At 71.2% G+C, this 20,833-nt stretch carries 22 protein-coding genes; 21 read left to right on the forward strand and 1 reads right to left on the reverse strand.

Features of this window, described 5'->3' with window-relative positions; genetic code table 11:
• Positions 1–118: 118 nt before the first annotated feature.
• From aroC to nusB, 8 genes are all read left to right on the forward strand, one after another.
• Positions 119–1,303: a chorismate synthase gene (gene aroC, locus ACZ42X_RS17100; RefSeq protein WP_468290066.1), complete on the forward strand. Its 1,185-nt coding sequence runs from the start codon at positions 119–121 to the stop codon at positions 1,301–1,303.
• Complete coding sequence (locus tag ACZ42X_RS17105; RefSeq protein WP_468290069.1) at positions 1,300–1,815, forward strand: shikimate kinase; 516 nt, start codon at positions 1,300–1,302, stop codon at positions 1,813–1,815. Before aroC ends, ACZ42X_RS17105 begins: the two co-directional genes overlap by 4 nt.
• Positions 1,812–2,906: a 3-dehydroquinate synthase gene (gene aroB, locus ACZ42X_RS17110; protein ID WP_468290072.1), complete on the forward strand. Its 1,095-nt coding sequence runs from the start codon at positions 1,812–1,814 to the stop codon at positions 2,904–2,906. Before ACZ42X_RS17105 ends, aroB begins: the two co-directional genes overlap by 4 nt.
• Positions 2,903–3,346, forward strand: coding sequence for a type II 3-dehydroquinate dehydratase (gene aroQ, locus ACZ42X_RS17115; RefSeq protein ID WP_361428808.1), 444 nt, complete (start codon positions 2,903–2,905; stop codon positions 3,344–3,346). The genes aroB and aroQ overlap by 4 nt, the downstream gene beginning before the upstream one ends.
• Before the next feature lie 117 nt (positions 3,347–3,463).
• Positions 3,464–4,363, forward strand: coding sequence for a Pro-rich N-terminal domain-containing protein (locus tag ACZ42X_RS17120; RefSeq protein WP_468290075.1), 900 nt, complete (start codon positions 3,464–3,466; stop codon positions 4,361–4,363).
• Positions 4,364–4,474: 111 nt separating this feature from the next.
• Positions 4,475–5,581: an aminopeptidase P family protein gene (locus ACZ42X_RS17125; protein ID WP_468290078.1), complete on the forward strand. Its 1,107-nt coding sequence runs from the start codon at positions 4,475–4,477 to the stop codon at positions 5,579–5,581.
• Between the two features lie 78 nt (positions 5,582–5,659).
• Complete coding sequence (gene efp / locus ACZ42X_RS17130) at positions 5,660–6,226, forward strand: elongation factor P (protein ID WP_355365530.1); 567 nt, start codon at positions 5,660–5,662, stop codon at positions 6,224–6,226.
• Between the two features lie 2 nt (positions 6,227–6,228).
• Positions 6,229–6,657 (forward strand): transcription antitermination factor NusB, encoded by a 429-nt coding sequence (gene nusB, locus ACZ42X_RS17135; RefSeq protein WP_355365527.1) that lies wholly within the window; start codon positions 6,229–6,231, stop codon positions 6,655–6,657.
• Positions 6,658–6,888: 231 nt separating this feature from the next.
• Here nusB and bldD read toward each other — a convergent pair whose 3' ends face one another.
• Positions 6,889–7,389 carry a transcriptional regulator BldD gene (bldD, locus tag ACZ42X_RS17140; RefSeq protein ID WP_064068023.1) on the reverse strand — a complete coding sequence of 167 codons (501 nt, stop codon included), beginning with the start codon at positions 7,387–7,389 and terminating at the stop codon, positions 6,889–6,891.
• 198 nt (positions 7,390–7,587) lie between these two features.
• Between bldD and pyrR the strand changes: the two genes are divergently transcribed.
• The 13 genes from pyrR to ACZ42X_RS17205 all read left to right on the forward strand — a co-directional run.
• Positions 7,588–8,169 (forward strand): bifunctional pyr operon transcriptional regulator/uracil phosphoribosyltransferase PyrR, encoded by a 582-nt coding sequence (gene pyrR / locus ACZ42X_RS17145; RefSeq protein ID WP_468290083.1) that lies wholly within the window; start codon positions 7,588–7,590, stop codon positions 8,167–8,169.
• Positions 8,170–8,295: 126 nt separating this feature from the next.
• Positions 8,296–9,276, forward strand: coding sequence for an aspartate carbamoyltransferase catalytic subunit (locus ACZ42X_RS17150; RefSeq protein ID WP_468290086.1), 981 nt, complete (start codon positions 8,296–8,298; stop codon positions 9,274–9,276).
• Positions 9,277–9,281: 5 nt separating this feature from the next.
• Complete coding sequence (locus ACZ42X_RS17155; RefSeq protein WP_468290089.1) at positions 9,282–10,568, forward strand: dihydroorotase; 1,287 nt, start codon at positions 9,282–9,284, stop codon at positions 10,566–10,568.
• On the forward strand, positions 10,565–11,131 hold the full coding sequence (locus ACZ42X_RS17160) for a PH-like domain-containing protein (protein WP_468290092.1): 567 nt from the start codon (positions 10,565–10,567) through the stop codon (positions 11,129–11,131). The genes ACZ42X_RS17155 and ACZ42X_RS17160 overlap by 4 nt, the downstream gene beginning before the upstream one ends.
• A complete protein-coding gene (carA, locus tag ACZ42X_RS17165; protein ID WP_468290094.1) occupies positions 11,128–12,270 on the forward strand; it encodes a glutamine-hydrolyzing carbamoyl-phosphate synthase small subunit in 1,143 nt (380 codons plus the stop codon). Before ACZ42X_RS17160 ends, carA begins: the two co-directional genes overlap by 4 nt.
• Positions 12,263–15,574, forward strand: coding sequence for a carbamoyl-phosphate synthase large subunit (carB, locus tag ACZ42X_RS17170; RefSeq protein WP_468290097.1), 3,312 nt, complete (start codon positions 12,263–12,265; stop codon positions 15,572–15,574). The genes carA and carB overlap by 8 nt, the downstream gene beginning before the upstream one ends.
• Before the next feature lie 78 nt (positions 15,575–15,652).
• A complete protein-coding gene (locus ACZ42X_RS17175) occupies positions 15,653–16,756 on the forward strand; it encodes a quinone-dependent dihydroorotate dehydrogenase (RefSeq protein ID WP_468290175.1) in 1,104 nt (367 codons plus the stop codon).
• Positions 16,753–17,604, forward strand: coding sequence for an orotidine-5'-phosphate decarboxylase (pyrF, locus tag ACZ42X_RS17180; RefSeq protein ID WP_468290100.1), 852 nt, complete (start codon positions 16,753–16,755; stop codon positions 17,602–17,604). Before ACZ42X_RS17175 ends, pyrF begins: the two co-directional genes overlap by 4 nt.
• Positions 17,605–17,892: 288 nt before the next feature.
• A complete protein-coding gene (locus ACZ42X_RS17185) occupies positions 17,893–18,216 on the forward strand; it encodes an integration host factor (RefSeq protein ID WP_355367339.1) in 324 nt (107 codons plus the stop codon).
• Positions 18,217–18,265: 49 nt separating this feature from the next.
• Positions 18,266–18,835: a guanylate kinase gene (gmk, locus tag ACZ42X_RS17190; protein ID WP_468290103.1), complete on the forward strand. Its 570-nt coding sequence runs from the start codon at positions 18,266–18,268 to the stop codon at positions 18,833–18,835.
• A gap of 38 nt (positions 18,836–18,873) precedes the next feature.
• Positions 18,874–19,146 carry a DNA-directed RNA polymerase subunit omega gene (gene rpoZ, locus ACZ42X_RS17195; protein WP_355367345.1) on the forward strand — a complete coding sequence of 91 codons (273 nt, stop codon included), beginning with the start codon at positions 18,874–18,876 and terminating at the stop codon, positions 19,144–19,146.
• A 139-nt stretch (positions 19,147–19,285) separates the two neighbouring features.
• Positions 19,286–20,497 (forward strand): bifunctional phosphopantothenoylcysteine decarboxylase/phosphopantothenate--cysteine ligase CoaBC, encoded by a 1,212-nt coding sequence (coaBC, locus tag ACZ42X_RS17200; protein WP_468290107.1) that lies wholly within the window; start codon positions 19,286–19,288, stop codon positions 20,495–20,497.
• 249 nt (positions 20,498–20,746) lie between these two features.
• On the forward strand, positions 20,747–20,833 hold an 87-nt coding region (locus ACZ42X_RS17205; RefSeq protein ID WP_468290178.1), incomplete at its 3' end, for an S-adenosylmethionine synthetase N-terminal domain-containing protein.

A 20,833-nucleotide genomic window follows, 5' to 3' on the forward strand; every position in this document is an offset into this window, starting at 1 on the left:
GCCTGCTGGACCGGTCGACCGGTCCAGGCCCGGGACATGGGAGGATCGGGGTAAGGCGGGCCAGGGCCGCGCACCCGGTCGCGCCGTCGCAGTCGAGGCGCGAGCATGAGGAGCACCGTTGAGCAGGTTGCGCTGGCTGACCGCGGGGGAGTCGCACGGCCCCGCACTGGTGGCGACGCTGGAGGGTCTTCCCGCCGGTGTCCCGATCACCACGGAGATGGTGGCGGACCACCTGGCCCGGCGGCGCCTCGGCTATGGGCGCGGCGCGCGGATGAAGTTCGAGCAGGACGAGGTGACCTTCCTCGGCGGTGTGCGGCACGGGCTGACCATGGGTTCCCCGGTGGCGGTCATGGTGGGCAACACCGAGTGGCCGAAGTGGGAGAAGGTCATGGCGGCCGACCCGGTCGACCCGGCCGAGCTCGCCGAGCTGGCGCGTAACGCGCCGCTGACCCGCCCCCGCCCCGGCCACGCGGACCTGGCCGGCATGCAGAAGTACGGCTTCGACGAGGCCCGTCCGGTGCTGGAGCGCGCCTCCGCCCGGGAGACCGCCGCCCGCGTCGCCCTCGGTGCCGTGGCCCGCTCCTACCTCAAGGAGACGGCCGGCATCGAGATCGTCAGCCACGTGGTCGAGCTGGCCGCCGCGAAGGCGCCGTACGGGGTGTACCCGACCCCGGCCGACGTCGAGAAGCTGGACGCGGACCCGGTGCGGTGCCTGGACGCGGACGCGTCGAAGGCGATGGTCGCGGAGATCGACCAGGCCCACAAGGACGGCGACACCCTCGGCGGCGTGGTCGAGGTCCTCGCGTACGGCGTGCCGGTCGGCCTCGGCTCGCACGTCCACTGGGACCGCCGTCTCGATGCCCGTCTCGCCGCCGCGCTCATGGGCATCCAGGCCATCAAGGGTGTCGAGGTCGGCGACGGTTTCGAGCTCGCCCGCGTGCCCGGATCGAAGGCCCACGACGAGATCGTCTCGACGCCGGAGGGCATCAAGCGCACCACGGGCCGCTCCGGCGGTACGGAGGGCGGCCTGACCACGGGTGAGCTGCTGCGGGTGCGGGCGGCGATGAAGCCGATCGCGACCGTGCCGCGCGCGCTGGCCACGGTCGACGTGGCCACCGGTGAGGCGGCGCAGGCCCACCACCAGCGCTCCGACGTCTGCGCCGTCCCGGCGGCCGGGATCGTCGCGGAGGCGATGGTGGCGCTGGTCCTCGCGGACGCGGTCGCGGAGAAGTTCGGCGGCGACAGCGTGACCGAGACCCGCCGCAACGTGCGGTCGTACCTCGACAACCTCCAGATCCGGTGAGCACCGGCCCCCTGATCGTCCTGGTCGGGCCGATGGGCTCCGGCAAGTCCACCGTGGGCGCGCTGCTCGCCGAGCGGCTCGACACGTCCTACCGGGACACCGACGCCGACATCGTCGCCGCCGAGGGCCGAGAGATCTCCGACATCTTCATCGAGGACGGCGAGGAGCGCTTCCGCGCGCTGGAGCGCGAGGCCGTACGGGCCGCCGTCGCCGAGCACACGGGCGTCCTCGCCCTCGGCGGCGGCGCCGTCCTCGACGCCGGAACCCGCGAGCTCCTCTCCGGGCTCCCGGTCGTCTACCTCTCGATGGACGTCGAGGAAGCGGTCCGCCGCGTCGGCCTCAACACCGCCCGCCCGCTGCTCGCCGTCAACCCGCGCCGCCAGTGGCGCGAGCTGATGGAGGCCCGGCGGCACCTGTACACCGAGGTCGCCCGGGTCGTCGTGGCCACGGACGACAAGACCCCCGACGAGGTCGCCCAGGCGGTCCTCGACGCACTGGAGCTTCAGAAGTGACTGACCACGCAGTGACCCGCATCCAGGTCGCCGGCACCGCCGGCACCGACCCGTACGAGGTACTGGTGGGCCGGCACCTGCTCGGCGAACTCCCCGGCCTCATCGGCCCCAGGGCCAAGCGCGTCGCCGTCATCCACCCCGAGGCGCTCGCCGAGACCGGCGAAGCCCTGCGCGCCGACCTCGCCGAGCAGGGGTACGAGGCGGTCGCCATCCAGGTGCCGAACGCCGAGGAGGCCAAGACCGCCGAGGTCGCCGCCTACTGCTGGAAGGCGCTCGGCCAGACGGGCTTCACCCGCACCGACGTCATCGTCGGCGTGGGCGGCGGCGCCACCACCGACCTCGCCGGGTTCGTCGCGGCGACCTGGCTGCGCGGCGTGCGCTGGATCGCCGTCCCCACCACGGTCCTCGCGATGGTCGACGCGGCCGTCGGCGGCAAGACCGGCATCAACACCGCCGAGGGCAAGAACCTCGTCGGCGCCTTCCACCCGCCCGCCGGCGTCCTGTGCGACCTCGCCGCACTCGACTCCCTCCCGGTCCACGACTACGTCAGCGGCCTGGCCGAGATCATCAAGGCCGGCTTCATCGCCGACCCCGTCATCCTCGACCTGATCGAGGCCGACCCGGCCGCCGCCCGCACGCCCGAGGGCCCGCACACCGCGGAGCTCATCGAGCGCTCCATCCGCGTCAAGGCCGACGTCGTCTCGTCCGACCTCAAGGAGTCGGGCCTGCGCGAGATCCTCAACTACGGCCACACCCTCGCGCACGCCATCGAGAAGAACGAGCGCTACAAGTGGCGCCACGGCGCCGCCGTCTCCGTCGGCATGGTCTTCGCCGCCGAGCTCGGCCGCCTCGCCGGCCGCCTGGACGACGCCACCGCCGACCGGCACCGCACGGTCCTGGAGGCCGTCGGCCTGCCCCTCACCTACCGCGGCGACCAGTGGCCCAAGCTGCTGGAGACCATGAGGGTCGACAAGAAGTCCCGCGGCGACCTGCTGCGCTTCATCGTGCTCGACGGCCTCGCCAAGCCGACGGTCCTCGAAGGCCCGGATCCGGCCATCCTGGTCGCCGCGTACGGGGAGGTCTCCGCATGACCGCCCGCCGGGTCCTCGTCCTCAACGGCCCCAACCTCGGCCGGCTCGGCTCGCGCGAACCGGACGTCTACGGCTCCACCTCCTACGCCGGACTCGTCTCCGCCTGCCAGACCCTGGGCAAGGAGCTGGGCTTCGACGTGGACGTACGCGAGACGAACGACGAGGGCGAGATGATCCGCTGGCTCCACGAGGCGGCCGACGGCTCCCTCCCGGTCGTCCTCAACCCCGGAGCCTTCACGCACTACTCGTACGGCATGAGGGACGCGGCCGCGCAGCGCACCGCCCCGCTCATCGAGGTGCACATCTCCAACCCGTACACCCGCGAGGAGTTCCGCCACACCTCCGTGGTGGCCGCCGTGGCCAGCGGCACCGTCGCCGGCTTCGGGATCGGCTCCTACCGCCTCGCCCTGCGTGCGCTCGCCGAGGAACTGACGGCCTGACGGCCACGCGCTCCCCGGCCGTTCCCATAGTGGCGGCCGGGGAGGGTACGGTTCGGTAACGGGAGGCCCCAACGGCCGCCCGACCAGCGCCGATCGGACGAGATGGAGTGGCACCGGATGCAGCACGCAGTGGGGGCTCCGCTGCCGCCGCCCCACCAGCCGGGGCACGCAGCCGCCGCATGGATGAGCCAGCACCAGCACCCCCAGGCCCCCGCCCCCACCCCACCGGGGCCGCCGCCCATCCCGCACACCCCGCCCGCCGCGGGCTGGACCGCCCCCGCTCCGCAGGCCGGGCCGCCGCAGGCCGGGCCGCCCCATGCCGGGCCGCCCCATGCCGTGCCGTCGCACGCCGGGCCTTCGCCCGCCGCGCCTCCGCGTGACGCCACCGGTCACATCCAGCTGCCGCCCGGTGGCCCGGTGGCCGTCCCCACCCCCCCGCACACCGGCCACGGCACCGGCAACGCCACGCTCGCCGTCCTCCTCATCGGCCCGGCCGGTGCGGGCAAGACGACGGTGGCCCGCCACTGGGCCAGGAACCGCCAGGTCCCCACGGCGCACATCAGCCTCGACGACGTACGCGAATGGGTCTGCGCGGGCTTCGCCGACCCCCAGGACGGCTGGAACGACCAGTCCGAGGCCCAGTACCGCCTCGCCCGCCGCACCTGCGGCTTCGCCGCGCGCAACTTCCTCGCCAACGGCATCTCCTGCATCCTCGACGACGCCGTCTTCCCCGACCGCCCCGTCGTCGGCCTCGGCGGCTGGAAGCGCCACGTCGGCCCCGGCCTGCTGCCCGTCGTCCTCCTGCCGGGCCTGGAGATCGTCCTGGAGCGCAACGCCGAGCGCACCGGCAACCGGCGCCTCTCGGACGAGGAGGTCGCGGGCATCCACGGCCGCATGGCCGGGTGGTACGGCTCCGGCCTGCCCATCATCGACAACTCCACGTACGACGTCGAGACCACGGCCCGCGTCCTGGACGACATCCTGGCCCGCTCGATAGCCAGCCCCCCGGCGTACTGAACCCGCGGCCGCCCGCGGCCACCTGCGTACGCGCCCGTCCCGCCCGGTCGCCGCACCCCGTCCGGACCTGCTCGAACTGCCGCCTCGGCTGCGCGCTCGTAGGCTCGTGACATGTCACAGGTGTATGCGGCCCGCCGCGGGCGGCTGCGCGACCGGTGCGCGGCGGCCGGCACAGCGGCGGCTCTGGTCTCCCGTCCCGCGAACGTCCGCTACCTCGCGGGCGGCTCGCCCCCCGGCGCCGTCCTGCTCGTCGGCGCCGACGACGACGTGCTGGTGTGCCCCCGCCCGCCCACCGGCGACCCGGCCGAGGGGCGCATCGACGAGGAGCTGCGCCAGATCGTGCTCCAGGCCTCCGGCGGCGACCCCGCCGTCGCCGCCTGCGACTTCGCCGGCAAGGCGGGCGCGGAGACGCTCGCCGTCGAGGAGCACCACCTCAGCGTCACCCGCTACCGCGCCATGGGCTCCGTCGCGCCCCGTCTGCGCCTCGTCGATCTCGGCCGCGCCATCGAGCAGGAACGTATCGTCAAGGACGAGGACGAGATCACCTGCCTCCGGATCGCCGCCGAGATCACCGATCAGGCCCTCGGCGAGCTCCTGGAGTCGATCCTCGTCGGCCGCACCGAGCGCCACCTCGCCCTCGAACTGGAGCGCCGCCTCGTCGACCACGGCGCCGACGGTCCCGCCTTCCCGACCTCCGTCGCCACCGGCCCCCACGCGGGCCGCGGCGGCCACCGCCCCTCGGACCGGCGCGTCGAGGAGGGCGATTTCCTCTCCGTCTGCCTCGGCGCGAACTACCGCGGCTACCGCTGCGAGATCGGCCGCACCTTCGTCATCGGCACCTCGCCCGCCGACTGGCAGATCGAGCTGTACGACCTCGTCTTCGCCGCTCAGCGGGCCGCCCGGGAGACCCTCGCCCCCGGCATCGCGTACCGCGACGTGGACCGGGCCGCCCGCCAGATCCTGGACGCGGCGGGGTACGGCGACGCCGTCGCGCCCTTCCTCGGACACGGAGTCGGGCTCGAAATCGAGGAGGACCCGCAGCTGGCACCCGCCGCCATGGGTAAACTGGACGCTTGTGTGCCGGTCACCGTCGAACCGGGGGTCCACCTCCCGGGCCGGGGCGGGGTCCGGATCGATGACACGCTCGTCGTGCGCCAGGAGGCGGACGGCGGACCCGAGCTACTCACCATCACGACCAAGGAGCTGCTCGCGCTCTAGGGCTCGCACCCTAAATCGGGCGCGCAACGCACCACGCCTCGGTCGTCCACCAGCGTCAGTCCAGGAGATTCCGCAACCGTGGCCACCACGAACGACCTCAAGAACGGCATGGTGCTCAAGCTCGACAACGACCAGCTGTGGTCCGTCGTCGAGTTCCAGCACGTCAAGCCCGGCAAGGGCCCGGCCTTCGTGCGCACCAAGCTCAAGAACGTGCTCTCCGGCAAGATCGTCGACAAGACCTTCAACGCCGGTGTGAAGGTCGAGACGGCCACCGTCGACCGCCGCGACATGCAGTTCTCGTACATGGACGGCGAGCACTTCGTCTTCATGGACATGCAGACGTATGACCAGCTGCACGTCGACCGCAAGGCCGTCGGTGACGCCGCCAACTTCCTGATCGAGGGCTTCACCGCCACCGTCGCCACCCACGAGGGCGAGGTGCTGTACGTCGAGCTCCCCGCCGCCGTCGAGCTCACCATCAAGGAGACGGAGCCGGGCGTCCAGGGCGACCGCTCCACCGGTGGCACCAAGCCCGCCACCCTGGAGACCGGCCACCAGATCCAGGTCCCGCTCTTCATCACCACCGGTGAGAAGATCAAGGTCGACACCCGCACCAGCGACTACCTCGGCCGGGTGAACAGCTAACCGTGGCTGCCCGCAACAAGGCCCGCAAGCGGGCCTTCCAGATCCTCTTCGAGGCCGACCAGCGCGGCGTGTCCGTGCAGGAGGTCCTCGCGGACTGGATCCGGCACGCCCGGTCGGACGACCGGCAGCCGCCGGTCAGCGAGTACACGATGGAGCTGGTCGAGGGGTACGCGCCGTACGCGGCCCGCATCGACGAGCTGATCTCCACCTACGCCGAGGGCTGGACGCTCGACCGCATGCCGGTCGTCGACCGGAACATCCTGCGCCTCGGTGCGTACGAACTGGTGTGGGTGGACGGCACCCCGGACGCCGTGGTGATCGACGAGGCGGTGCAGCTCGCCAAGGAGTTCTCCACCGATGACTCCCCGTCGTTCGTCAACGGCCTCCTGGGCCGCTTCAAGGACCTGAAGCCCAGCCTCCGCCGGGCCTGAGATCCCTCTGCCCGTATGCCCGTACGAAGGGCCCGCAGCGCCGCCGAGCGCCGCGGGCCCTTCGGCGTACGCCGGTGCGGCAGGGGGTACGTCACGGCATACGAAAGCCGCCAGGCGCGGCAGGAACCCCGCAAGGTCCCGCCGCCCCCGGCGGCAACGTTTCTGCTGTGTACGGACGCGTACGGATGCGTACGGACGTACCGGACGTGTACGTACGAGGAGAGGGCCGGCTCAGGCCTCTTCGTGGGCGACCGCCCGCCGCGCGTCCGCGTCCAGCACGCCCCAGCTGATGAGCTGCTCGGTGAGAACCGAGGGCGACTGGTCGTAGATCACCGCGAGCGTGCGCAGGTCGTCCTGGCGGATGGAGAGCACCTTGCCGTTGTAGTCACCGCGCTGCGACTGGATCGTCGCGGCGTAGCGCTGCAGCGGGCCCGCCTTCTCGGCGGGGACGTGCGCCAGGCGCTCCAGGTCCAGGACCAGCTTCGGCGGCGGCTCGGCGGCCCCGCCCGGCGTGGTGCCCGGCAGCAGCTCCTGCACCGGGACGCCATAGAAGTCGGCCAGCTCGGCGAGGCGCTGTACGGTCACGGCGCGGTCGCCGCGCTCGTACGAACCGACCACGACGGCCTTCCAGCGGCCCTGGGACTTCTCCTCCACCCCGTGGAGGGAGAGGCCCTGCTGGGTGCGGATGGCACGGAGCTTGGCCCCGAGCTGTTTTGCGTATTCGCTGGACATATAGCTCCCGGGACGAAGAGTGGTAACTCACTGTGAGGTTACGCAGCGTTACTTGGCTGCGTCAAGCCGAATGGTCCATACCGACCGTCTTCACGGGGTGGGGGCGGGAGCAGTCCCCGGGGGCTGGTACCGTGGATGGCGCAATTCCGACGTCCTTTAAGGTCCGTCCCGTGAGGCGGAGAAGGAGGTCCGTTTCGTATGGACGCCATTCAGCAGTCCGATGTCGCGCGCCCCGTCCTCGAGGGCCCCGACATCGCCCGGGTTCTGACCCGTATCGCCCACGAGATCGTCGAACGTGCCAAGGGCGCCGACGACGTGGTCCTCCTCGGCATTCCCACGCGCGGCGTGTTCCTCGCCCGCCGTCTCGCCGACAAACTCGACCAGATCACCGGACGCACGGTGCCGGTCGGCTCCCTCGACATCACCATGTACCGCGACGACCTGCGCATGCGCCCGGCGCGTGCGCTCGCCCGCACCGAGATCCCCGGTGACGGCATCGACGGCCGCCTGGTCGTCCTCGTCGACGACGTGCTCTTCTCCGGCCGCACCATCCGCGCCGCCCTCGACGCGCTCGGCGACCTCGGCCGCCCCCGCGCCGTCCAGCTCGCCGTCCTCGTCGACCGCGGCCACCGCGAGCTCCCCATCCGCGCCGACTACGTCGGCAAGAACCTCCCGACGTCGCTGCGGGAGACGGTCAAGGTCCAGCTCGCCGAGGAGGACGGCCGGGACGCCGTGCTGCTCGGCGTCCGCGAGACCGCCCCGGCCGCCGACGAGCAGTAGCACGCGCGTCCCGTACGCCTCCTTCGTACGGCGCGCGCCCTCGCTGCGCCCCCGCACGTCTCCAGGGCCCCGCAGCAGGACTCGCCTCGGCCCACGAAACTCCACGAACCCGGAGAAACACCCCCGATGATGCGCCACCTCATCTCGGCCGCCGACCTCACCCGCGACGACGCCGTCCACATCCTCGACACCGCCGAGGAGATGGCCCGGGTCGCCGACCGGCCGATCAAGAAGCTGCCCACCCTGCGCGGCCGGACCGTGGTCAACCTCTTCTTCGAGGACTCCACCCGCACCCGCATCTCCTTCGAGGCCGCCGAGAAGCGCCTCTCCGCCGACGTCATCAACTTCAGCGCCAAGGGCTCCTCGGTCTCCAAGGGCGAGTCCCTCAAGGACACCGCGCAGACCCTGGAGGCCATGGGCGTCGACGCCGTCGTCATCCGGCACGGCGCCTCCGGCGCCCCGTACCGCCTGGCCACCTCCGGCTGGATCGACGCCGCCGTCATCAACGCCGGCGACGGCACCCACCAGCACCCCACGCAGGCGCTGCTCGACGCCTTCACCATGCGCCGCCGCCTGGTCGGCCGGGACGCGGGCCTGGGCAAGGACCTGGCAGGCAAGCGCATCACGATCGTCGGCGACGTCCTGCACAGCCGGGTCGCCCGCTCCAACGTCGACCTGCTGCACACCCTCGGCGCCGAGGTCACCCTCGTCGCCCCGCCCACGCTCGTGCCCGTGGGCGTCGAGACCTGGCCCTGCGAGGTGTCGTACGACCTCGACAGCACCCTGCCGAAGTCCGACGCCGTGATGATGCTGCGCGTCCAGCGCGAGCGCATGAACGCCGCGTTCTTCCCCACCGAGCGCGAGTACTCCCGCCGCTACGGCCTGGACGGCGAGCGCATGGCGAAGATGCCGGAGCACGCCATCGTCATGCACCCCGGCCCCATGGTCCGCGGCATGGAGATCACCGCCGAGGTCGCCGACTCGGACCGCTGCACGGTCGTGGAGCAGGTCGCCAACGGCGTCTCCATCCGCATGGCCGTCCTCTACCTGCTGCTCGGCGGCAACGAATCCGCCGTCGCCCAGTCCACCCGTACCGAGGAGAAGTAAGACCCATGAGCAAGATCCTGATCCGTGGTGCGAAGGTGCTGGGCGGCGAGGCCCAGGACGTCCTGATCAACGGCGAGACCATCGCCGAGGTCGGTACGGGCCTGTCGGCCGAGGGCGCGACCGTCATCGAGGCCGAGGGGCGGATCCTGCTGCCCGGCCTGGTGGACCTCCACACCCACCTGCGCGAGCCGGGCCGCGAGGACTCCGAGACCGTCCTCACCGGCACCCGCGCCGCCGCCTCCGGCGGCTACACCTCCGTCTTCGCCATGGCCAACACCTTCCCCGTCGCCGACACCGCCGGTGTCGTCGAGCAGGTCTACCGGCTCGGCCAGGAGCACGGCTACTGCGACGTACAGCCCATCGGCGCCGTCACCGTCGGCCTGGAGGGCAAGAAGCTCGCCGAGCTGGGCGCCATGCACGAGTCCGCCGCCGGCGTCACCGTCTTCTCCGACGACGGCAAGTGCGTCGACGACGCCGTGATCATGCGCCGCGCCCTCGAGTACGTGAAGGCCTTCGGCGGCGTCGTCGCCCAGCACGCCCAGGAGCCCCGCCTCACCGAGGGCGCCCAGATGAACGAGGGCGTCGTCTCCGCGGAGCTCGGTCTCGGCGGCTGGCCGGCCGTCGCCGAGGAGTCGATCATCGCCCGCGACGTGCTCCTCGCCGAGCACGTCGGCTCCCGCGTGCACATCTGCCACCTGTCGACCGCCGGGTCCGTCGAGATCGTCCGCTGGGCCAAGTCCCGCGGCATCGACGTCACCGCCGAGGTCACCCCGCACCACCTGCTCCTGACGGACGAGCTGGTCCGCTCGTACAACCCCGTCTACAAGGTCAACCCGCCGCTGCGCACGGAGCGCGACGTGATGGCGCTGCGCGAGGCGCTCGCCGACGGCACGATCGACATCGTCGCCACCGACCACGCCCCGCACCCGCACGAGGACAAGGACTGCGAGTGGGCCGCGGCCGCCATGGGCATGGTCGGCCTGGAGACCGCGCTCTCCGTCGTCCAGCACACCATGGTCGAGACCGGGCTGCTCGACTGGGCCGGCGTCGCCGACCGCATGTCCTTCAAGCCCGCGCGGATCGGCCGCGCCACCGGCCACGGCCGCCCCGTCTCGGCTGGTGAGCCCGCCAACCTCACGCTGGTCGATCCGGCATACCGTGGTGTCGTGGACCCCGCGGGCTTCGCCTCCCGCAGCCGCAACACGCCCTACGAGGGCCGCGAGCTGCCGGGCCGTGTCACCCACACCTTCCTGCGGGGCCGGGCGACGCTCATGGACGGGAAGCTGGCGTGACACTCTTCGAACTGGCCGCGGAGCAGAAATCCGCAGAAGTGACCGACTGGGCCGCCCGGCTCGGCTGGGTCGCCGGACTGCTCCTCTTCGTGGCCTTCGTCTACTGGCTGATGCGCCAGGGCTGGAAGTGGCGCGGCGCCCTCCAGTCGGACCTCCCGGACCTGCCGGGAATGCCGGAGACCCCCGGCACCGCGAAACTGACGATGAGCGGCCGCTACCACGGATCCACCACCGCGGGGCAGTGGCTCGACCGCATCGTCGCCCACGGCCTGGGCACCCGGAGCCGCGTCGAGCTGACCCTCACCGACGTGGGCCTGGAGGTCGTACGCCCCGGGGCGCGCGACTTCTTCGTCCCGGCGGAGCAGCTTCGCGAGGCCCGGCTCGACAAGGGCATCGCGGGCAAGGTCCTCGCCGAGGGCGGTCTGCTGATCGTCACCTGGGCGCACGGCGAGAAGCTGATCGACTCCGGCTTCCGCTCGGACCGGGCGGCCGAGCACACGGCCTGGGTCGAGGCCATCAACTCCATGAACCACGCAAGCACGACGGAAGGCACCGCACGATGACGACCTCCACCAGGGGAGCTGCCAAGACTCCCGCCGTACTCGTCCTGGAGGACGGCCGCACGTTCCGCGGCCGTGCCTACGGGGCCGTGGGGGAGACCTTCGGCGAGGCCGTCTTCTCCACCGGCATGACCGGCTACCAGGAGACCCTGACCGACCCGTCCTACCACCGGCAGGTCGTGGTGATGACCGCGCCGCACGTCGGCAACACCGGCGTCAACGACGAGGACCCGGAGTCGAAGAAGATCTGGGTTTCCGGCTACGTGGTCCGCGACCCTGCCCGCATCCCGTCGAGCTGGCGCGCCACGCGCACGCTGGACGAGGAGCTGGCCGCCCAGGGCGTGGTCGGTATCAGCGGGATCGACACCCGGGCCCTGACCCGCCACCTGCGCGAGCGCGGCGCCATGCGCGTCGGCATCTTCTCCGGTCACGCGATCGGCGGGGATGCGGAGATGCTCGGCAAGGTGCAGGCGCAGCCGCAGATGAAGGGCGCGAACCTGTCGGCCGAGGTCGCCACCACCGAGCCGTACGTCGTCCCGGCCATCGGTGAGAAGAAGTTCACCGTGGCCGCGATCGACCTGGGCATCAAGGGCATGACCCCGCACCGGATGGCCGAGCGCGGCATCGAGGTGCACGTGCTGCCCGCCACCGCCACGGCCGAGGACGTCTACGCCGTCAACCCCGATGGGGTGTTCTTCTCCAACGGTCCCGGCGACCCGGCGACCGCCGACCACCCCGTCGCCCTCATGCAGGCCGTCCTGGAGCGGAAGACGCCGCTGTTCGGCATCTGCTTCGGTAACCAGATCCTGGGCCGCGCGCTCGGTTTTGGTACGTACAAGTTGAAGTACGGCCACCGGGGGATCAACCAGCCGGTGCAGGACCGTACGACGGGCAAGGTCGAGGTGACTGCGCACAACCACGGCTTCGCCGTGGACGCGCCGCTCGACAAGCCGTCCGACACGCCCTTCGGCCGGGCCGAGGTGTCCCACGTGTGTCTGAACGACAACGTGGTGGAGGGTCTGCAGCTGCTGGACCAGCCGGCTTTCAGTGTTCAGTACCACCCCGAGGCGGCCGCCGGCCCGCACGATGCCGCGTACCTCTTCGACCGTTTCGTATCCCTGATGGAGGCCGAGCGTGCCTAAGCGCACCGATATCCAGTCCGTCCTGGTCATCGGCTCCGGCCCGATCGTCATCGGCCAGGCCGCCGAGTTCGACTACTCCGGCACCCAGGCCTGCCGTGTCCTGAAGTCCGAGGGCCTGCGGGTCATCCTGGTCAACTCCAACCCCGCGACGATCATGACCGACCCGGAGATCGCCGACGCCACCTACGTCGAGCCGATCACCCCCGAGTTCGTTGAGAAGATCATCGCCAAGGAACGCCCCGACGCGCTCCTGCCCACCCTCGGCGGCCAGACCGCGCTCAACACCGCGATCTCCATGCACGAGCAGGGTGTGCTGGAGAAGTACGGCGTCGAGCTCATCGGCGCCAACGTGGAGGCCATCCACAAGGGCGAGGACCGCGACCTCTTCAAGGGCGTCGTCGAGGCCGTCCGCGCCAAGATCGGCCACGGTGAGTCCGCCCGCTCGGTGATCTGCCACTCCATGGACGACGTCCTCAAGGGCGTCGAAACCCTCGGCGGCTACCCCGTCGTCGTCCGCCCCTCCTTCACCATGGGCGGCGCCGGCTCCGGCTTCGCCCACGACGAGGAGGAGCTGCGCCGCATCGCGGGGCAGGGCCTGACGCTGTCGCCGACCACCGAGGTGCTCCTGGAGGAGTCGATCCTCGGCTGGAAGGAGTACGAGCTGGAGCTGATGCGCGACAAGCACGACAACGTCGTGGTCGTCTGCTCCATCGAGAACTTCGACCCGATGGGCGTGCACACCGGTGACTCCATCACCGTCGCCCCGGCGATGACGCTGACCGACCGCGAGTACCAGATCCTCCGCGACGTCGGCATCGCGATCATCCGCGAGGTCGGCGTCGACACCGGCGGCTGCAACATCCAGTTCGCGGTCAACCCCGTGGACGGCCGGGTCATCGTCATCGAGATGAACCCGCGCGTCTCGCGCTCCTCCGCGCTCGCCTCGAAGGCGACCGGCTTCCCGATCGCGAAGATCGCGGCCCGTCTCGCCGTCGGCTACACGCTGGACGAGATCCCGAACGACATCACGGAGAAGACCCCGGCGTCCTTCGAGCCCACGCTCGACTACGTCGTCGTCAAGGCGCCGCGCTTCGCCTTCGAGAAGTTCCCCTCCGCCGACTCCACGCTGACCACGACGATGAAGTCGGTCGGTGAGGCCATGGCCATCGGCCGTAACTTCACCGAGGCGCTCCAGAAGGCGCTGCGCTCGCTGGAGAAGAAGGGCAGCCAGTTCACCTTCACCGGCCCGGTCGGCGACAAGGCCGAGCTGCTGCGCGAGGCGGTCCGCCCGACGGACGGCCGCATCAACACCGTCATGCAGGCCATCCGCGCCGGCGCCACCCCCGAGGAGGTCTTCGACGCGACGAAGATCGACCCGTGGTTCGTCGACCAGCTCTTCCTGATCAAGGAGATCGCCGACGAGCTGGCCGCCGCCGACCGCCTCGACGCCGACCTTCTTGCCGAGGCCAAGCGCCACGGCTTCTCGGACGTCCAGATCGCCGAGATCCGGGGCCTGCGGGAGGACGTCGTCCGCGAGGTCCGCCAGGCCCTTGGTGTGCGCCCGGTCTACAAGACGGTCGACACGTGTGCGGCGGAGTTCGCGGCGAAGACGCCGTACTTCTACTCGTCCTACGACGAGGAGAGTGAGGTCGCGCCGCGCGAGAAGCCCGCCGTGATCATCCTGGGCTCCGGCCCGAACCGCATCGGTCAGGGCATCGAGTTCGACTACTCCTGTGTCCATGCCTCCTTCGCGCTGAGCGAGGCGGGCTACGAGACGGTGATGGTCAACTGCAACCCGGAGACGGTTTCGACGGACTACGACACCTCCGACCGTCTGTACTTCGAGCCGCTGACGCTTGAGGACGTGCTGGAGATCGTCCACGCCGAGCAGCAGGCCGGCCCGATCGCGGGTGTCGTGGTCCAGCTGGGCGGCCAGACCCCGCTGGGCCTGGCCCAGGCGCTGAAGGACAACGGCGTGCCGGTCGTGGGCACCTCCCCGGAGGCGATCCACGCCGCCGAGGACCGCGGCGCCTTCGGCCGCGTGCTGGCCGAGGCGGGCCTGCCCGCGCCCAAGCACGGCACGGCCACGACCTTCGCGGAGGCGAAGGCGATCGCGGACGAGATCGGCTACCCCGTGCTCGTACGCCCCTCCTACGTGCTGGGCGGGCGCGGCATGGAGATCGTGTACGACGAGACGCGCCTTGAGACGTACATCGCCGAGTCGACCGAGATCTCCCCGACCCGGCCGGTGCTGGTGGACCGGTTCCTCGACGACGCGATCGAGATCGACGTCGACGCGCTCTACGACGGCACCGAGCTCTACCTCGGCGGCGTGATGGAGCACATCGAGGAGGCCGGTATCCACTCCGGCGACTCCGCCTGCGCCCTGCCCCCGATCACCCTGGGCGGGCACGACATCAAGCGCCTGCGCGCCTCCACCGAGGCCATCGCCAAGGGCGTTGGTGTCCGCGGACTGATCAACATCCAGTTCGCGATGGCCGGTGACATCCTCTACGTCCTGGAGGCCAACCCCCGCGCCTCCCGCACCGTCCCCTTCACCTCCAAGGCGACCGCGGTGCCGCTGGCCAAGGCCGCCGCCCGCATCTCGCTCGGCGCCACCATCGCCGAGCTGCGCGCCGAAGGCCTGCTGCCCAAGCAGGGCGACGGCGGCACCCTCCCGCTGGACGCGCCGATCTCCGTCAAGGAAGCCGTCATGCCGTGGTCGCGCTTCCGCGACGTCCAGGGCCGCGGTGTGGACACCGTCCTGGGCCCGGAGATGCGCTCGACGGGTGAGGTCATGGGCATCGACGCGGTCTTCGGCACCGCGTACGCCAAGTCGCAGGCCGGCGCCTACGGCCCGCTGCCCACCAAGGGGCGGGCGTTCATCTCGGTCGCCAACCGCGACAAGCGCTCGATGATCTTCCCGGCGCGTGAGCTGGTCGCGCACGGTTTCGAGCTGCTGGCCACCTCCGGCACCGCCGAGGTCCTCAAGCGCAACGGCATCAACGCCACCGTCGTGCGCAAGCAGTCCGAGGGCGAGGGCCCGGGCGGGGAGAAGACCATCGTGCGTCTGATCCACGACGGCGAGGTCGACCTGATCGTCAACACCCCCTACGGAACCGGCGGTCGTCTCGACGGCTACGAGATCCGCACCGCGGCCGTCGCCCGTGGCGTCCCGTGCCTGACCACGGTCCAGGCGCTGGCCGCCGCCGTCCAGGGCATCGACGCCCTCAACCACGGCGGTGTGGGCGTGCGTTCCCTCCAGGAACACGCCCAGCACCTGATCGCGGCCCGCGAGGACTGACAGCCCACGGGGGAGGGGGACACCGGCAGACAGACCGGTGTCCCCCTTCTCATGAAGTCGTTCATGAGGACACACACCATGTACAAGCTCTTCTTCCACCTGGTCTTCAAGCGGATGGACCCCGAGAAGGCCCACCACCTCGCCTTCCGCTGGATCCGTCTCGCCGTCCGCGTCCCCGTGCTGCGCACCTTCCTCGCCGCCGCCCTCGCGCCCCGCTACAAGGAGCTGCGCACCGAAGCGCTCGGCCTGCGCATGCACGGCCCCTTCGGGCTCGCGGCAGGCTTCGACAAGAACGCCGCGGCCATCGACGGCATGGCGATGCTCGGCTTCGACCACGTCGAGATCGGCACCGTCACCGGCGAGCCGCAGCCCGGCAACCCCAAGAAGCGCCTCTTCCGCCTCGTCGCGGACCGCGCCCTGATCAACCGCATGGGCTTCAACAACGACGGCTCCGCCGCCGTCGCCGACCGCCTCCAGGCGCGCGTGCCGGTCTTCAAGACCGTCGTCGGCGTCAACATCGGCAAGACGAAGGTCGTCCCGGAGGCCGAAGCCGTCGGCGACTACGTGACGTCCACGGAGCGGCTCGCCCGCCACGCCGACTACCTGGTCGTCAACGTCTCCTCGCCCAACACGCCCGGCCTGCGCAACCTCCAGGCCGTCGAGCACCTGCGGCCGCTGCTGAGCGCCGTCCGCGAGGCCGCCGACCGCACGGTCACCGGCCGCCGCGTCCCGCTGCTCGTCAAGATCGCACCCGATCTCGCCGACGAGGACGTCGACGCCGTCGCCGACCTCGCCGTCGAGCTCGGCCTGGACGGCATCATCGCCACCAACACCACCATCGGCCGCGAGGGCCTGAAGTCCCCGGCGTACCTGACGAGCGAGACCGGCGGCCTGTCCGGCGCGCCGCTCAAGGAGCGCTCCCTGGAGGTCCTGCGCCGCCTGTACGCGCGCGTGGGCGACCGCATCACCCTCGTGGGTGTCGGCGGCATCGAGACCGCCGAGGACGCCTGGCAGCGCATCCTCGCGGGCGCCACCCTCGTCCAGGGCTACAGCGCCTTCATCTACGAGGGCCCCTTCTACGCCCGCGCGATCCACAAGGGCCTCGCGGCCCGGCTGAACGCCTCGCCGTACGCCACCCTCGCCGAGGCCGTCGGCGCCGACACCCGAAAGGCCACCGTATGAGCCCGCTCGAACCCTTCGGCGCCCGCCTCCGCCGCGCCATGGACACCCGCGGCCCGCTGTGCGTCGGCATCGACCCGCACAGCTCCCTCCTGGCCGCCTGGGGCCTGAACGACGACGTGGCGGGCCTGGAGACCTTCACCCGCACCGTCGTCGACGCCCTCGCCGGCACGGTCGCCGTCTTCAAGCCGCAGAGCGCCTTCTTCGAGCGGTTCGGCTCGCGCGGCATCGCCGTCCTGGAGCGCGCCGTCGCGGACCTTCGGGACGCGGGCGCGCTGGTCGTCATGGACGCCAAGCGCGGCGACATCGGCTCCACGATGGCCGCGTACGCCGAGACCTACCTGCGCAAGGACGCCCCGCTCTTCTCGGACGCCCTGACCGTCTCCCCGTACCTCGGGTACGGCTCGCTGAAGCCGGCGGTGGACCTGGCGCGCGAGAGCGGCGCCGGGCTGTTCGTGCTCGCCCTCACCTCGAATCCGGAGGGCGCCGAGGTGCAGCGGGCGGTACGCACCGACGACCCGGCCGGCCGCACCATCGGCGCGACGATGCTGGCCCACCTCGCCGAGGAGAACGCGGGGGAGACCCCGCTCGGCTCCTTCGGCGCGGTCGTCGGCGCGACGCTCGGCGACCTCTCCTCGTACGACCTCGACATCAACGGCCCGCTGCTTGCCCCCGGCATCGGCGCGCAGGGCGCCACCCCGGCCGACCTCCCGGGCGTCTTCGGCGCGGCCGTGCGCAACGTCGTGCCCAACGTCAGCCGCGGCGTGCTGCGCCACGGCCCTGAGGCGGCGGCGCTGCGCGAGGCGGCGGTGCGGTACGCGGACGAGGTGCGCGCGGCGACCGGTGGGTGAGACCGCCGTGTGAGCTGCGTCACGGCATCCGGTGAGGCTCCTCGCGGCCTTGTTGACGTCACGAGGGCGGGAACAGGCCGCAAAACCCGGCCGATATGCCCGTATTGTCGTGGTAGAGCGATGCTGACCAGGACTTTTCGTCTGTTCTCGCTGACTCCGGCGGCCATGGCCGCTAGTCTCCGTCGCAGAGCCAACGTGCACTGCGTTGCTCGTTGCTCCCCTGGTGTGGGCCGACTAGGTTCCTCACCGGTCCGTATCCGACAGTTCGACATCCGAGGTGACGTAGGCGTGGCTCTTCCGCCCCTTACCCCTGAACAGCGCGCAGCCGCGCTCGAAAAGGCCGCCGCGGCTCGCCGGGAGCGGGCCGAGGTCAAGAATCGACTCAAGCACTCCGGTGCCTCCCTCCACGACGTCATCCAGCAGGGTCAGAAGAACGACGTCATCGGCAAGATGAAGGTGTCCGCCCTCCTCGAGTCGCTGCCGGGCGTGGGCAAGGTCCGCGCCAAGCAGATCATGGAGCGGCTGGGCATCTCCGAAAGCCGCCGCGTGCGGGGGCTCGGCTCCAACCAGATCGCGTCCCTGGAGCGCGAGTTCGGTGGCTCCGGCGCCTGACCGCCGGGGCCGGTCCGGGGCATCGAGGTAAACCTGGAATAATCGCCCCATGGCTGCAACATCGGACGTACGTCCGCGGCTGACCGTGCTCTCCGGCCCCTCCGGGGTCGGCAAGAGCACGGTCGTCGCTCATATGCGCAAGGTGCACCCCGAGGTCTGGCTGTCGGTGTCCGCCACGACCCGTAAGCCGCGACCCGGCGAGCGGGACGGCGTCCAGTACCACTTCGTCAGCGATGACGAGTTCGACAAGCTGATCGCCAACGGCGAGCTGCTGGAGTGGGCCGAATTCGCGGGCAACCGCTACGGCACCCCCCGCCGCGCCGTCATGGAGCGGCTGGAGGCGCGCGAGCCCGTCCTGCTGGAGATCGACCTCCAGGGCGCCCGGCTCGTCCGCGAGTCGATGCCCGAGGCCCAGTTGGTCTTCCTCGCCCCGCCGAGCTGGGACGAGCTGGTCCGCCGCCTGACCGGGCGCGGCACCGAGCCGCCGGAGGTCATCGAGCGCCGGCTCGCGGTCGCCAAGATCGAACTCGCCGCCGAATCCGAGTTCGACACCACGCTCGTCAACACCTCGGTCGAGGACGTAGCGCGTGAGCTGCTAGCCTTGATGCAAGTTGTTTGATCTTTGTCCCATTTCCAGAAGTTTTCGGAAGGTAGAGCGTGTCCTCTTCCATCACCGCGCCCGAGGGCATCATCAACCCGCCGATCGACGAGCTGCTCGAGGCCACGGACTCGAAGTACAGCCTCGTGATCTACGCGGCCAAGCGCGCGCGTCAGATCAACGCGTACTACTCGCAGCTCGGTGAGGGCCTGCTGGAGTACGTCGGTCCGCTGGTGGACACCCACGTCCACGAGAAGCCGCTGTCGATCGCGCTGCGCGAGATCAACGCGGGCCTGCTGACGTCCGAGGCCGTTGAGGGCCCGGCGCACTGAAGCAGCGCTTTTCAGCATCAGCACGTCGTTCGCAGGCCCGGCGGTACCCACCGCCGGGCCTGTGGTGTGTCATGAGATGTGTCCGGTGGTGCGCCGTGGGGTGCACCATCGCGGTGGGAAATGCCTTGAGGAGGCACGAGTGCACAAGCCGAAGGTCGTCCTGGGCGTCAGCGGCGGCATCGCCGCCTACAAGGCGTGCGAGCTGCTGCGGCGGCTGACCGAGTCGGGCCACGACGTCCGCGTCGTCCCGACCGACTCCGCGCTGCACTTCGTGGGCGCCGCCACCTGGTCCGCCCTCTCCGGGAACTGCGTCTCGACCGAGGTCTGGTCGGACGTCCACGAGGTCCCGCACGTCCGGATCGGGCAGCAGGCCGACCTCGTGGTCGTGGCCCCCGCCACCGCCGACATGCTGGCGAAGGCCGCGCACGGCCTCGCCGACGACCTGCTCACCAACACCCTCCTCACCGCCCGGTGCCCGGTGGTCTTCGCGCCCGCCATGCACACCGAGATGTGGGAGCACCCCGCCACCCAGGAGAACGTCGCCACGCTGCGCCGCCGCGGTGCCGTCGTCATCGAGCCCGCCGTCGGCCGCCTCACCGGCGCCGACACGGGCAAGGGCCGGCTGCCCGACCCCGACGAGATCTTCGAGGTCTGCCGTCGCGTGCTCGCCCGGGGCGCCGCCGCGCCCGACCTCGTGGGCCGGCACGTCGTCATCAGCGCGGGTGGCACCCGCGAGCCGCTGGACCCCGTCCGCTACCTGGGGAATCGTTCCTCCGGCAAGCAGGGGTACGCCCTCGCGCGCACGGCGGCGGCCCGCGGGGCCCGGGTGACGCTCATCGAGGCCAACACCGGCATGCCGGACCCCGCGGGCGTCGACGTGGTCCACGTGGGCACCGCCGTCCAGCTGCGCGAGGCCGTGCTCAAGGCCGCGGCGGACGCGGACGCCGTGGTGATGGCCGCGGCCGTCGCGGACTTCCGCCCCGCCACGTACGCCGAAGGCAAGATCAAGAAGCGCGAGGGCCAGGAGCCCGCGCCCGTCGAGTTGGTCCGCAACCCGGACGTCCTCGCCGAGATCTCCGCCGACCGGGCCCGCCCCGACCAGGTGGTCGTCGGTTTCGCCGCCGAGACCGACGACGTCCTCGCCAACGGCCGGGACAAGCTCCGCCGCAAGGGCTGTGACCTGCTCGTCGTCAACGAGGTGGGGGAGCGCAAGACCTTCGGCGCCGAGGAGAGCGAGGCCGTGGTGCTGGCGGCGGACGGCGCCGAGACACCCGTACCGTACGGCCCGAAGGAGGCCCTGGCGGACACCGTCTGGGACCTTGTCGTACCCCGTCTGGGGCGACTCGGGTAGAAGCCCGGTGAATGTCACATGTTCCCCTCCGGCGGGATGAAACCGTAAGAAGACCGGCGTTCTGGACAAGAACGGGATCGTTTTCGAGCCACGAACGGCTGTACGTGGCCAATCCGACTCCCACGGTGCGAGACACCTGGTCCGACGGTCGAGAGCGCCCGATAAACTGTCCTCGGAACGACGCGGGGCGCAGCCCCCTGCCGGTCCGCAAACGATCAGCCAGCAGCCGCTGCAAACCCAGGGAGCGTTGTGTCCCGTCGTCTGTTCACCTCGGAGTCCGTGACCGAGGGTCACCCCGACAAGATCGCTGACCAGATCAGCGACACGATTCTCGAC

It is taken from the genome of Streptomyces sp. NPDC030862, from assembly GCF_055571835.1.